Source organism: Micromonospora sp. NPDC049101, assembly GCF_040648675.1.
In the GTDB taxonomy this organism is placed as follows: Bacteria; Actinomycetota; Actinomycetes; order Mycobacteriales; family Micromonosporaceae; genus Micromonospora.
Map to the genome: position 1 here is coordinate 138911 of NZ_JBEZED010000010.1, position 13060 is coordinate 151970.

The 13060-nt window shown below is 69.3% G+C and carries 11 protein-coding genes and 1 tRNA gene; 9 read left to right on the forward strand and 3 right to left on the reverse strand.

The window, feature by feature from the left end:
• Positions 1-42 precede the first annotated feature (42 nt).
• Positions 43-1194: a PLP-dependent aspartate aminotransferase family protein gene (locus tag AB0B57_RS16125; protein WP_357069928.1), complete on the forward strand. Its 1152-nt coding sequence runs from the start codon at positions 43-45 to the stop codon at positions 1192-1194.
• Here the strand turns inward: AB0B57_RS16125 and AB0B57_RS16130 are convergent, their stop codons facing one another.
• The 3 genes from AB0B57_RS16130 to AB0B57_RS16140 all read right to left on the reverse strand — a co-directional run bounded on the left by AB0B57_RS16130 (position 1195) and on the right by AB0B57_RS16140 (position 2798).
• Positions 1195-1845: an NAD-dependent epimerase/dehydratase family protein gene (locus AB0B57_RS16130; protein ID WP_357069703.1), complete on the reverse strand. Its 651-nt coding sequence runs from the start codon at positions 1843-1845 to the stop codon at positions 1195-1197.
• Positions 1846-1937: 92 nt separating this feature from the next.
• Entirely contained in the window at positions 1938-2441 is a 504-nt protein-coding gene (locus AB0B57_RS16135; protein ID WP_357069705.1) for a hypothetical protein, read from the reverse strand.
• 279 nt (positions 2442-2720) lie between these two features.
• Positions 2721-2798 (reverse strand) — tRNA-Leu (locus tag AB0B57_RS16140).
• 97 nt (positions 2799-2895) lie between these two features.
• Here AB0B57_RS16140 and AB0B57_RS16145 point away from each other — a divergent pair.
• The 8 genes from AB0B57_RS16145 to polA all read left to right on the forward strand — a co-directional run bounded on the left by AB0B57_RS16145 (position 2896) and on the right by polA (position 12958).
• Positions 2896-3519, forward strand: coding sequence for a response regulator (locus AB0B57_RS16145; protein ID WP_357069930.1), 624 nt, complete (start codon positions 2896-2898; stop codon positions 3517-3519).
• Positions 3520-3590: 71 nt separating this feature from the next.
• Positions 3591-4778, forward strand: a complete 1188-nt coding sequence (locus tag AB0B57_RS16150) for a hypothetical protein (protein ID WP_357069707.1) — start codon at positions 3591-3593, stop codon at positions 4776-4778.
• A 352-nt stretch (positions 4779-5130) separates the two neighbouring features.
• A complete protein-coding gene (locus tag AB0B57_RS16155; RefSeq protein ID WP_357069709.1) occupies positions 5131-6282 on the forward strand; it encodes a branched-chain amino acid ABC transporter substrate-binding protein in 1152 nt (383 codons plus the stop codon).
• Between the two features lie 66 nt (positions 6283-6348).
• Positions 6349-7332: a branched-chain amino acid ABC transporter permease gene (locus AB0B57_RS16160; RefSeq protein ID WP_357069711.1), complete on the forward strand. Its 984-nt coding sequence runs from the start codon at positions 6349-6351 to the stop codon at positions 7330-7332.
• A complete protein-coding gene (locus AB0B57_RS16165; protein WP_357069713.1) occupies positions 7329-8486 on the forward strand; it encodes a branched-chain amino acid ABC transporter permease in 1158 nt (385 codons plus the stop codon). The genes AB0B57_RS16160 and AB0B57_RS16165 overlap by 4 nt, the downstream gene beginning before the upstream one ends.
• Positions 8479-9420, forward strand: coding sequence for an ABC transporter ATP-binding protein (locus tag AB0B57_RS16170; protein WP_357069716.1), 942 nt, complete (start codon positions 8479-8481; stop codon positions 9418-9420). The genes AB0B57_RS16165 and AB0B57_RS16170 overlap by 8 nt, the downstream gene beginning before the upstream one ends.
• On the forward strand, positions 9407-10120 hold the full coding sequence (locus tag AB0B57_RS16175; RefSeq protein WP_357069718.1) for an ABC transporter ATP-binding protein: 714 nt from the start codon (positions 9407-9409) through the stop codon (positions 10118-10120). Before AB0B57_RS16170 ends, AB0B57_RS16175 begins: the two co-directional genes overlap by 14 nt.
• A gap of 135 nt (positions 10121-10255) precedes the next feature.
• Positions 10256-12958 (forward strand): DNA polymerase I, encoded by a 2703-nt coding sequence (polA, locus tag AB0B57_RS16180; protein WP_357069720.1) that lies wholly within the window; start codon positions 10256-10258, stop codon positions 12956-12958.
• Positions 12959-13060: the final 102 nt, after the last annotated feature.

Below are 13060 nucleotides of genomic sequence, written 5' to 3' on the forward strand. Positions count from 1 at the left end.
CTCCGGGCAGGTGGATGTTCGACGCTACCCGGCATGACAACGATGGACACCCGGGCCGTACACGCCGGTCGCGACGACCTGCGCACCCTCGGCGTGCACGTACCGCCCATCGACCTGTCCACCACCAACCCACTGCCCTCGGTCGACGACGGCGGCGCCGCCTACGAACAACTCGCCACCGGCGGCACCCTCCCCACCGACGGCGGCGCCGTCTACCAACGGCTCTGGAACCCCACAGTCGCCCGCTTCGAAACCGCCCTCGCCGAGCTGGAAGGCACCGCCCAGGCCGTCGCCTTCGCCAGCGGCATGGCCGCCCTCACCGCCACCCTGCTCGCCGCCGCCCGCGACGACCGCCGGCACGTCGTCGCCGTCCGACCCCTCTACGGCGGAACCGACCACGTCCTCGCCACCGGCCTGCTCGGCACCACCGTCACCTGGGCCCGCCCCGACGAGGTCGCCGCCGCCATCCGCCCCGACACCGCACTCGTCATCGCCGAGACACCCGCCAACCCCACCCTCGACCTGGTCGACATCGCCGCCCTCGCCACCGCCGCCGGCGACATCCCGCTGCTCGTCGACAACACCGTCGCCACCCCCGTCCTGCAACAACCCGCCCGACACGGCGCCACCCTCGTCCTGCACAGCGCCACCAAGAGCATCGGTGGGCACGGCGACGTACTCGCCGGCGTCGTCGCCTGCGACGACAACTGGGCCGTGCGACTACGCCAGGTCCGCGCCGTCACCGGCGCGATCCTGCACCCGCTGGGCGGCTACCTGCTGCACCGCGGCCTGCAAACCCTGCCGCTGCGCGTGCGCGCCCAGCAGGCCACCGCCGAGAAACTCGCCGGCTGGCTCGCCGGCCACTCCGCCGTACACCGGGTGCACCACCCCTCGACGCACGACCCGGCGGCGCTGGTCGGCCGCCAGATGTCCGGACCCGGCAGCCTGCTCGCCTTCGAGGTACGCGGCGGCGCACCCGCCGCGGCCGCCGTCGCCGGCGCCTGCCAGCTCATCACCCACGCGGTGTCCCTCGGCGGCGTCGACACCCTGATCCAGCACCCCGCCTCACTCACCCACCGCCCCGTCGAGGGCGACGCGAAACCCGCCGCCGGCCTGCTGCGCCTCTCGGTCGGCCTGGAAGACCCCGAGGACCTGCGCGCCGACCTCGCCGCCGCTCTCGACACGATCGCCTGATCAGCGCAGCTCGCGGTTGCCCAACACCCGGGTCGGCGAGCCCTCCCGGGCCACCCGCAGCATCGCCCGACCGATCCCGTCGGTGGTGGTGACCTGGTGCGGGAACAGCCGACGCAGCACCGGAAACAGCGGACGCGTGACCGAATACCCCAGCCGGTACCACCGGGTCTTCGACACCGCCCCGTATGTCGGCTGGATGAACCCCGGTCGCGCCGCGTAGCCGTTGGGCAGCAGCTCGATGATCGCGTTCTCGGCGCGACCCTTGACCCGCGCCCACATCACCCGGCCCCGACCCGACGAGTCGGTCCCCTGACCCGACACGTAAACGAACGTGACCTGCGGGCTGACCTCCGCCAACAGGCGCGCCGCCGCGAGCGGATAGTCGTAGCTGACCCGCGTGTACGCCGCCTCGTCCAGACCCAACGAGGACACCCCCAGGCAGTAGAAACAGGCGTCCACACCGGTCAGGTCGGCCCGCACCGGGTCCAACTCGCCCACGTCCGCGACGGTCAACTCCCGCAGCTTCGGATCCTGCCGCCCGGTCGGCCGGCGACCCACCGTCACCACCTCCCGCACGTCGTCGGCGAGCAGACACTCCCGCAACACGCCCTGGCCGACCATGCCCGTCGCGCCGAAAACAACAACCCGCATCGGTTTGCACCCCTGTCGTCGACCCGGCAACCGGCCATCCGCCCGCGCGTCGGTCAGGCTCCCACGATCGACGTGATCCCCGCGACAGACGGTCAGGATTTCGGGCCGACGTGCCGGTCCAGGGTGGCGACAGCGGCCCGCCGCGCCACCGAGAGCGAGTTGCGCCGGTTCATCCGCCAGGCGACGCCGAGCAGGTCGAGACTCCACTGGCACAGCGCCATGATGTCGGTCGACTCGTTGACGAACATGTAGCGCGGGTAGACGTACGCCCTGCCGCGCACGGTGACCCGGTTGGCGACGCGGCAGCCGTCGGAGTGGAACAGCCCACGCAGGAAGTCGCCGGGGTGTCGTTCGAGGATCGGTCGCTGCCAGTCGGCCAGCACGATCGGTCGCTCGTGCTTCTTGCCGGGGCCGTGCTGGGGGAGCAGGCATGGCCAGTGGACGCCGTAGCTCTGCACCCCCACGCAACCCTGTTTCTGGACGCGTTGCACCTTCGACGCGAGCACGGCACGCATGGCGATGTCGCACGCCTCGATCAGGTCGGGCCATGCGTCGGAGCAGTAGATGCGCAACACCGGCACGCGTGCGGTCGTCACCAGGTGGCCATCGCCGAGGTAGAGGCCGAGCAGGTAGGCGTAGGCCTTCGGGTCTGTCGGACTGTCGACACCCTCACGACAGCGAAAACATCGGTGCTGCGTGCCCTGAAACTTCGTCTCTGGACGGTCGTTGCACCAGTGCCAGACAGTCCGATAAGGCAGGCCGACCGCACGAGCGGTGTCGGCGACCGTGCCGCCAGCGAGGAAGAGCTGTCGCGCACGGGCACGTATCTCGGGTGGATGCACGAGAAGATTCTCGAACACCCGTACGACAAATTTTGGTGCCCTCGGTGGGATTCGAACCCACACTGTATGGAGTTTGAGACCATTGCCTGCTGCCAGTTGGGCTACGAGGGCGCTTCCCTGATTCAGCACTGACAGGATACCCACTACGCTGAGGGCGGTGACACCCGGCTGGGCGGGTGTCACGTTCGAACTGGTGGGGGTAGGGCTGGTGGCTGAGACGCCGACGGATGCCGAGCGTAGGCGCGTACTGATCGCCGAGGATGAGGCGCTGATCCGGCTGGACCTCGCCGAGATGCTTGTCGAAGAGGGCTACGAGGTGGTGGGGGAGGCCGGTGACGGTGAGACAGCCGTCCGCCTCGCCGAGGAGTTGAAGCCCGACCTGGTCATCCTCGACATCAAGATGCCGATCATGGATGGGCTGGCCGCCGCCGAGCGGATCGCCGGTGCCCGGATCGCCCCGGTGATCATCCTGACCGCGTTCAGCCAGCGTGACCTGGTGGAGCGGGCGCGGGCGGCGGGCGCGATGGCGTACCTCGTGAAGCCTTTCCAGAAGAGCGACCTGGTCCCGGCGGTGGAGATCGCGCTGTCGCGCTACTCGGAGGTCGCGGCCCTGGAGGCGGAGGTCGCGAGCCTGACCGACCGCCTGGAGATCCGCAAGGCGGTGGAGCGCGCCAAGGGTGCGCTGATGACGACGTACGGGATGACCGAGCCGCAGGCGTTCAAGTGGATCCAGCGCACGGCGATGGACCACCGGATGACCATGAAGGAGGTTGCCGAGCGGATCCTCGCGGAGACCGCCGGCGGCGAGGTGTCCCAGCAACCGACTGTCTGAGTCCCCGATCCCGTGCGATCCGGGCCGCGCTGGGGCCACCGCGCGCGAGCGCCGGTGGTTAGCATCGACGGGTGTCCGTCCGACGGGTGATCGCGGTGTTCGGCCTCTTCGCGCTGCTGCTAGCCGGCTGCGACGGGCCGAGGGCGCCGGGCCGCGCCGGGTCGACGCCGGCCGTCGCGCCGGCGCTGCGGCCGGGTTGGCAACCCCTGGCGCTGCCGGCGCCGCCGGGTGGTGCGGGCCGTCTTCTGCTTCGCGACGCGACGTCGTGCGCGGGTCGGTGGTTCCTGGTCGGTGGCGTGCTCGACGCACAGGGCGGCACCCGTCCGGCGGCCTGGACCAGCGTGGACGGTGCGACGTGGACGGTCCAACCGGTGCGGGCGGATTCCTTCTACGGCCGGCAGAACGTGTTCCTGTCGGTGGCCTGCCGCGAGGGTAGGGCGGCGTTGATCGGCGCCAAGGTCGGCGGCGCGCACGGCTATCCGCGGGTGAGTACGTGGCGGCAGGTGGCCGATGGTGCGCTGGTCGAGGTGCAGGCGAAGTTCGAGACGTACGGCGGGCCGACGGCGGTGAACGTGTCCCGGCTGACGGCGGGTGCGCCGGGCTGGTTGATCGTGGGTAACCGTTCGGCGGGTGCGGCCTCCTGGGTGTCGGCACCGGACGCGGCGGAGTTCGCGCTCGTCGAGGGTGCACCGGAGTTGGCCAGTGACCCGGTGGGGGTGACCTGGGCGTTCGACGCGGTGGCGACGCCGCCAGGTTGGCTGGCGGTGGGTGGTTTGCTGCCGGCTGGCCGGATCGATCGTGACCCGGCGGTGTGGTCGTCGCCGGACGGGCGCTCATGGCGGCGCACGGTGTTGCCGGGCGGTTCGGAGTACGAGGAGTTGCAGCGGGTGACGCTTGTCGGCGGGGTGCCGGTGGCGGTCGGGCTGCGCGGGGCGACGTTCGGCGCGTGGCGGCAGGAGGCCGGGGGCTGGGTGGCCGGTGGGACGTTCGGGCGGTGGGCCGGGGCCGGGGTGCAGGCGGTGGCGTCGCTGGTGTCGTCCGGGGATCGCCTGTTCGCCGCGGTGACCGACGGCGCACGGCACTCGGTGTGGGTGTCGACGGATCTGGGTGGGTCGTGGCGGGAGGTCGCGATGCCGCTCGATGTGTCGGCGGGCGTTGATCGGGACGTGACGCTGGTGGCGGTGGGCGACCGGTGGTGGTTGGCGGCGGACGACGGCTCGCGGGCCGGGCTGTGGTGGGCGTCCGGTCCGGGAGTCTGAAAGTCGACGCTCCGCCCCCGCTGTGCTTCGTCTGGCTGTTTTCGCTGTTCAAGGTGGGTTCTGTCGGGTTGTGGTGGCCCTCGTGAGCGTGACCGGAGGCTGCCCCGCCCCGGGCTTAAGGACCAACTGGCGGATTCGCCTGTTACGGGCATCGACATGATTGCCCACGTCTTCGTAACGGTTTCGCAGACCCCGCCTTCAGGCCTTCCGGGACGGTATGTCGTGTCGGTACGCTCCGCCATCACGAGCCGTAACGCAGGGGGAGTCCCTGCGGGGTGGGTGGAATTGCGGTCTGCTGCTGTCGCCGTCGCAACGGGTCAGTCGCGTCCGCATCTGGAGGAGGTCAGTAGCCGTGAGGCGAAGCTATGTACGGGCGCTGGGTACCGTTGCGCTCGCCGCGACCCTGGTGGTCGCGGCTGGTTGCCAGGATTCCGGTGGTGGCGACGATAAGGCCGCGTCCGGTAGTTGCGGTGGCAAGATCGCGATCTTCGGCGCGTTCACGGGTGACAACGCGGGTCTGGTGATTCCGTCGCTCAACGGCGCGGAGCTCGCCCTGGAGCAGTTCAACGCGGCGAACCCGAACTGCAAGGTCACCATGCAGCGGTTCGACACCCAGGGTGACCCTGCGGTGGCGACCCCGTTCGCGAACCAGATCGCGTCGGACAACTCGTTCCTCGGTGTCATCGGTGGTCACTTCTCCGGTGAGTCGGACGCGACGATGCCGATCTACCAGGCCGCTGGCCTGGCGATGGTCAGCCCGTCGGCGACCCGGACGGACCTGACCCAGAAGGGCAACAAGTCCTTCTACCGGGTGGTCGGCAACGACGGCACGCAGGCCGGCGCGGTGGCGAGCTACCTGAAGACGCAGAGCGCGCAGAAGGTCTTCCTCGTCGATGACGCCAGCGCGTACGGCGCGGGCATCACCGAGGAGCTGGGCAAGCAGCTCGGCCCGCTGGTCGTGAACAAGGACAAGATCCAGGAGCGGCAGGCGCAGTTCGACGCCACCATCTCCAAGATCAAGGCCGCGCAGGCGGACTTCGTCTTCTACGGCGGTTACACCCGTGAGGCCGCTCCGCTGGTGAAGCAGATGCGTGCCGCCGGTGTCCAGGCCAAGTTCGTCGGCCCGGACGGTCTGTACGACCCGGCGTTCCCGGCGGGTGCCTCCGGCGGTGCCGAGGGCGCGATCATCACCTGCCCGTGCCTCCCGGCTGACAAGGCCGGCGGCACCTTCTCGGCCGACTACCAGAAGAAGTACGGCATCCCGCCGGGCTCCTACGGTGCCGAGGGCTTCGACGGCGCGACGATCTACCTGGACGCCTTCAAGGCTGGCAAGAAGACCCGGGCCGAGATCCTGGAGTTCGTCAAGTCGTACGACAAGCAGGGTGTGTCGAAGTACATCAAGTTCGACGCCAACGGTGACGTGGACAAGTCGAAGGTCGTCATCTGGGCCTACCAGATCAAGGGCACTGCCATCGAGGCGCTGCAGGAGCTCAAGCTCAGCTGACGCCCACGCAATGGAGTGCGGCCGGGGTGTCTCACCCCGGCCGCACTCGATTCAAGGAGACCCCCGGTGCATTTCGATGAACTGATCGGCCATCTCGGCCAGCACACGGTCGACGGCCTGTCCAAGGGCGCCATCTACGCCCTGATCGCCCTTGGCTACACCCTCGTCTATGGCGTCCTTCGTCTGATCAACTTTGCGCACTCCGAGGTGTTCATGGTCGGTACCTTCGCGGTGCTGATCCTGTGGACCCAGCTCGGGGTGCAAAATAACCCGCCTGTCGGCCAGGCGATCCTGTTCCTGGTGCTCGGTCTGATCGTCGCGGCGGTCGCCTCGGGTGGCACCGCTCTCGCGCTCGAGCGGATCGCGTACCGGCCGTTGCGGCGCAAGAACGCGCCGCCGCTGATCTTCCTGATCACCGCGATCGGTCTGTCGCTGGTCTTCGTGGAACTCTTCGGGCAGGTGCTGCCGAAGCTGCTCGGCGGCGTGTTGCCGGAAGCGTTCGGTCGGCCCCGGCAGATCGTCGGTATGCCGACGATCATCCAGCAGGAGACCCTGTTCACCATCGGCAACACGGCGATCACGAACATCCAGCTGATCGTCTTCGTCGCGGCGGTGGCGATGATGGCCGTGCTGGACTGGTTCATCAACCGCACCCGCTACGGCCGGGGTGTGCGGGCGGTGGCCCAGAACCCGGAGACCGCCGCGCTGATGGGCGTCAACCAGGAACGCGTGATCATGCTGATCTTCGTGCTGGGCGGCATCATGGCCGGCGCGGCCGCGCTGTTGTGGAGCATGCGGTTCGGCTTCACGCAGAACAGCATCGGCTTCGTGCTGGGTCTGAAGGCGTTCACCGCCGCGGTGCTCGGCGGCATCGGCAACCTGCGCGGCGCGCTGCTGGGTGGCCTCTTCCTCGGCATCGTCGAGGTGTACGGCGCCACGCTCTTCGCGTCCAACTGGGAGGACGTCATCGCCTTCGTGGTGCTGATCGTGGTGCTGATGTTCCGGCCCACCGGCCTGTTGGGTGAGTCGCTCGGGAGGGCCCGCGCATGATCGACAAGATTCGCTCCGCAGACCGTCGCCGGGTCGGCGTACTGACCTCGGTCGGCGACCGCTGGCGGGCGCTGCCGAAGTGGCAGCAGGCCATCGGCCTGGCCGCCTTCGTGGCGATCCTCTACTATCTGCCGCTGCTCGGCATCCCGGGTCTGACCTGGTTGCGTACCGACTCGATCGAGGGCGGCAACAACTGGGCCGGCGTGCTCTTCATCTGTGCCATCTACGTGCTTGTCGCGATCGGGCTGAACGTGGTGGTCGGCCTCGCCGGCCTGCTCGACCTGGGCTACATCGGCTTCTTCGCCATCGGGGCGTACAGCGTGGCGCTGTTCGGTTCGGTGAACTCGCCGGTGGTCAAGTGGATCCAGCAGGAGTTCAACCTGCCGCCGACCTGGGCGGTGACCTGGGCGATCTGCCTGTTCATCGCGATCGTGCTGACGATGATCTCCGGGGTGCTGCTGGGCTGGCCGACGCTGCGGTTGCGCGGTGACTACCTGGCCATCGTGACGCTGGGCTTCGGCGAGATCATCCGGATCGTCGCCCGCAACGCCACCGGGCTGACCAACGGCCCGGTCGGTATCTCGGCCATCCCCGGCCCGGAGGGTGCGCCGTCGGCGGACAACAAGGTCTTCGGTCTGATCGACGCGAAGCCCTGGTACTGGTTGGCGATCACCTTCGTGCTGGTCATGGTGTTCCTGGTTCGTCGACTGGAGCACAGCAGGGTCGGCCGGGCGTGGTTGGCCGTCCGCGAGGACGAGGACGCCGCCGCGGTGATGGGTGTGTACCCGTTCAAGTTCAAGCTGTGGGCGTTCGCCATCGGTGCGGCGCTCGGCGGCCTGTCTGGCTTCCTGTTCGGCAGCCGGAACGCGTTCATCGACCCGACCCAGTTCAACGCGAACCTGTCCATCCTGTTCGTCGCCATGGTCGTGGTCGGTGGTTCCGGCAACATGATCGGCGTCTCGCTCGGCGCGGTGCTGCTGGCGTACCTGCCGGAGCGGTTCCGCGACTTCGCCGACTACCGGTGGCTGGTCTTCGGTCTGGCCATGGTCCTGGTGATGATCCTGCGTCCGCAGGGCCTGGTCCCGAGTCGGCGGCGTGCCCGCGAGTTGAAAGACCGCGCGGCGGATGCAGAGGAGGTGCCCGCTCGTGTCTGATCCGACCACCAGCACCGCGACGCCGAAGATCCCGACTCAGGCGGGGCCTCGGTCGGTGTTGCTCGAAGTCGACGACGTCACGCTCCGCTTCGGCGGCGTGGTCGCCCTCGACAAGATCAATTTCCAGATCTACGAGGGCGAGATCCTCGGCCTCATCGGGCCGAATGGCGCCGGCAAGACCACCAGCTTCAACGTGATGACCGGGGTCTACAAGCCGACCTCGGGGGCGGTCCGGTTCCGCGGTCAGCGCGTGACCGGCCGCAAGCCGCACCAGATCAGCCAGTTGGGCATCTCCCGGACGTTCCAGAACATCCGGCTCTTCCCGGAGATGACCGCACTCGAGAACGTGATGGTCGGCACCGATTCCCGGCACAAGACGAGCGTGCCCGGGGCGCTGTTCCGGCTCTACCGGGTGCGACCGAAGCCGGAGGAGTTGCCGCAGGTCACCGCCGCGTCCGGGATCGCCCGGACCTGGCAGCAGGTGCGCCTGTCGGCCGCGAAGATCTTCGGTCTGTCCCGGCACATCCTGGAGGAGCGGGCGGCCGAGGCCAAGGCGCTCGAGTTGTTGCGCTTCGTCGGGATCGCCGACCGGGCCAACGACGAGGCGCGCAACCTGCCGTACGGCTACCAGCGCCGACTGGAGATCGCCCGCGCGTTGGCCACCGAGCCGAAGCTGATCTGCCTGGACGAGCCGGCCGCCGGCTTCAACCCGGCGGAGAAGGAGGAGCTCCTCACCCTGATTCGCCAGATCCGTGACAAGGGCCTGACCGTCCTGCTCATCGAGCACGACATGCGGCTGGTCATGGGTGTCACCGACCGGATCGTGGTGCTGGAGTTCGGCCGCAAGATCGCCGAGGGTGCGCCCGCGGAGGTCAGCCGCGATCCGAAGGTGATCGCCGCGTACCTGGGGGAGCCCGCCGATGACGCTGCTTGAGCTGGAGAACGTCGCCGTCGCGTACGGACGGATCGAGGCGCTGCACGGGATCAACCTCACCGTCAACGAGGGTGAGGTGGTGGCTCTGATCGGCGCGAACGGTGCCGGAAAGACCACCACCATGCGGGCCATCTCCGGGACCAGGTCACTGGCCGACGGGAAGATCACGTTCAACGGCGAGGACATCAGCAAGCTCCGGGCCGACCTGCGGGTGGTCCGGGGGCTGTGTCAGTCGCCCGAGGGACGGCAGATCTTCCCGGGTATGACGGTCATGGAGAACCTGGACATGGGGGCGTACACCCGGCGGGACTCCGCCGGCATCGCCTCCGACCTGGACCGGGTGTTGACCCTCTTCCCGCGGCTGGCCGAGCGGCGCAAGCAGGCCGGTGGCACCCTCTCCGGCGGCGAGCAGCAGATGCTCGCGGTCGGGCGGGCGCTGATGAGCCGGCCGAAGCTGCTGCTGCTCGATGAGCCGTCGATGGGTCTGGCCCCGTTGGTGATCCGGCAGATCTTCGACATCATCACGGAGATCAACCAGCAGGGCATGACGATCCTGCTGGTGGAACAGAACGCCCAGCAGGCGTTGTCGCGGGCACACCGCGGCTACGTGCTGGAGACCGGTCAGATCGTGAAGGAGGGGTCCGGTCAGGACCTGCTGCACGATCCGTCGGTCAAGGAGGCGTACCTCGGCGTGGCCTGAGCCATCCGAGCGGCGGCCGGCCATCCCCCGCGGGGGATGGCCGGCCGCCGGCGTTCGGGCCGGCGGCCGTTTTCGCGTCGGGTCACCCGGTGCCGCCGGCCAGGGATGTCGGTGCGACGGACTAGAGTCGCTGCCGTGACAGCTACGACGCCGCGCCTGCTCCTCGTCGACGGACATTCCCTGGCATACCGGGCTTTCTTCGCCCTGCCTGTGGAAAACTTCTCCACCACGACGGGTCAGCCGACCAACGCGGTGTACGGCTTCACCTCAATGCTGATCAACGTGCTGCGCGACGAGCAGCCCACCCACATCGTCGTGGCCTTCGACGTCTCCCGCCGCTCCTTCCGCACCGAGAAGTACGCGGAGTACAAGGCCGGCCGCAGCGAGACCCCGACCGACTTCAAGGGCCAGGTCAGCCTGGTTAAGGAGGTCCTGGCCGCGCTCCAGATCCCGGTGGTGGAGATGGAGGGCTACGAGGCCGACGACGTCATCGCCACGCTCGCCTGCCAGGCCCGCGACCAGGGCATGTCGGTGCTCATCAGCAGCGGTGACCGCGACGCGTTCCAGCTGGTCGACGACCAGATCACCGTTCTCTACCCGCGCAAGGGCGTCTCCGACCTGGCCCGGATGGACCCGGCGGCGATCGAGGCGAAGTACGGCGTCGGGCCCCAGCAGTACCGGGACCTCGCCGCGCTGGTCGGCGAGACCAGCGACAACCTGCCCGGCATCCCCGGCGTCGGCCCGAAGACCGCGGCCAAATGGATCACCACGTACGGCGGGGTGGAGGGCGTGATCGCCCGCGCCGACGAGATCAAGGGCAAGGCCGGCGACAGTCTGCGGGAGCGGCTCGCCGACGTGATCCGCAACTACGAGATCAACCGGCTCGTCTCCGACCTGGAGCTGCCGCTGCGCCCGGAGGACACCCGCTGGGCCGGTTGGGACCGGGAGGCGGTGCACCAGGTCTTCGACACCCTGGAGTTCCGCATCCTGCGCGACCGTCTCTACCAATACCTGGAGGCGGTCGAGCCGGAGGCCGAGTCGGGCTTCGACCTCGCCGGCGAGGTGCTCACCGAGCCGGGCGCGCTCGCGGAGTGGCTGACCACGCACGCCCCGACCGGCACCCCGGTCGGGTTGGCGGTCAAGCTCGACACCGGTCCCAACCGCCGGCACACCGCCTCCATCCTCGGGCTGGCGCTGGCCACCGCCGGCGGTGCGGCGGCGGCCTGGGTCGACCCCACGCGGCTCGACGCCACCGACGAGGGCGCCCTGGCCGGCTGGTTGGCCGACGCGCAGCGGCCCAAGGTGCTGCACGACAGCAAACCGGCCGTGCTGGCCTGCGCCGCGCACGGCTGGCAGCTCGCCGGCATCGTCCGCGACACCCAGATCGCCGCGTACCTGGCCCGCCCCGACCAGCGGTCCTACGACCTGACCGACCTGGCGCTGCGCTACCTGCACCGGGAGCTGCGGGTGGACGTCCCGGAGTCCGGTCAGCTGACCCTCGACGGGCTCGGCGACGAGGGCGTCATCGAGCAGAACCTGATGCTCCAGGCCCGGGCCACCCTGGACCTGGCCGACGCGATCGACGCCGAGCTGTCCCGCGACGGCGAGCAGTCCGCCCGGCTGATGGCCGGCGTGGAGCTGCCGCTGATGCGGGTGCTGGCCGCCATGGAGAGCACCGGCATCGCCGCCGACACGCACTACCTGTCCGAGTTGGAGGCGCACTTTGCCGCCGAGGTGAAGGCCGCCGCGCAGGGTGCGTACGAGGCGGTGGGTCGGGAGTTCAACCTCGGCTCGCCCAAGCAGTTGCAGGAGATCCTCTTCACCGAGCTGGGCCTGCCCAAGACCAAGAAGATCAAGACGGGTTACACCACCGACGCCGACGCCCTGCAGTGGCTCTACGCGCAGCAGCCGCACCCGGTGCTGGCCCACCTGCTGCGCCACCGGGACGTGGCCAAGCTCAAGTCGACAGTCGACGGGCTGCTCAAGTCGGTCTCCGACGACGGCCGCATCCACACCACCTTCAACCAGACCGTGGCGGCCACCGGTCGGCTCTCCTCCACCGAGCCCAACCTGCAGAACATCCCGATCCGCACCGAGGAGGGCCGGCGGATCCGGCGGGCCTTCGTGGTGGGTGAGGGGTACGAGTGCCTGCTCACCGCCGACTACAGCCAGATCGAGATGCGCATCATGGCGCACCTGTCCTCGGACGACGCGCTGATCGAGGCGTTCAACTCCGGCGCCGACTTCCACGCCGCCACCGCCTCGTCGGTCTTCGGGGTGCCCCTGGACGAGGTCAGCGCCGACCAGCGCCGCAAGATCAAGGCGATGAACTACGGCCTGGCGTACGGGCTGAGCGCGTTCGGCCTGTCCCAGCAGCTCACCATCAGCACCGAAGAGGCGCGCGGGCTGATGGAAAACTACTTCGCCGGCTTCGGCGGGGTGCGCGACTACCTGCACCAGGTCGTCGCCAAGGCCCGCCAGGACGGCTACACCTCCACCATCCTCGGTCGCCGTCGCTACCTGCCCGACCTGGTCAGCGACAACCGGCAACGCCGCGACATCGCCGAACGGATGGCCCTCAACGCCCCGATCCAGGGCTCCGCTGCCGACATCATCAAGGTGGCGATGCTGCACGTCGACACCGCGCTGGGCGAGGCCGGGCTGCGCTCGCGGATGCTGTTGCAGGTGCACGACGAGCTGGTCTTCGAGGTCGCCCCCGGTGAGCGGGAGGCGTTGGAGGCACTGGTCCGGCGGGAGATGGGCGAGGCGTACCCGCTGTCGGTGCCGTTGTCGGTGTCGGTCGGCGACGGGCGCGACTGGAACAGCGCGGATCACTGATCCTCGTTTGGGTCGCGGCTTTGGTGGTTGCGGTGTGGGGGTTTCGGGGCAGCCCGACCCACTCCGGGCGGTCAGGCTTGAGCCCTGCGTGGGTCGGGCTGC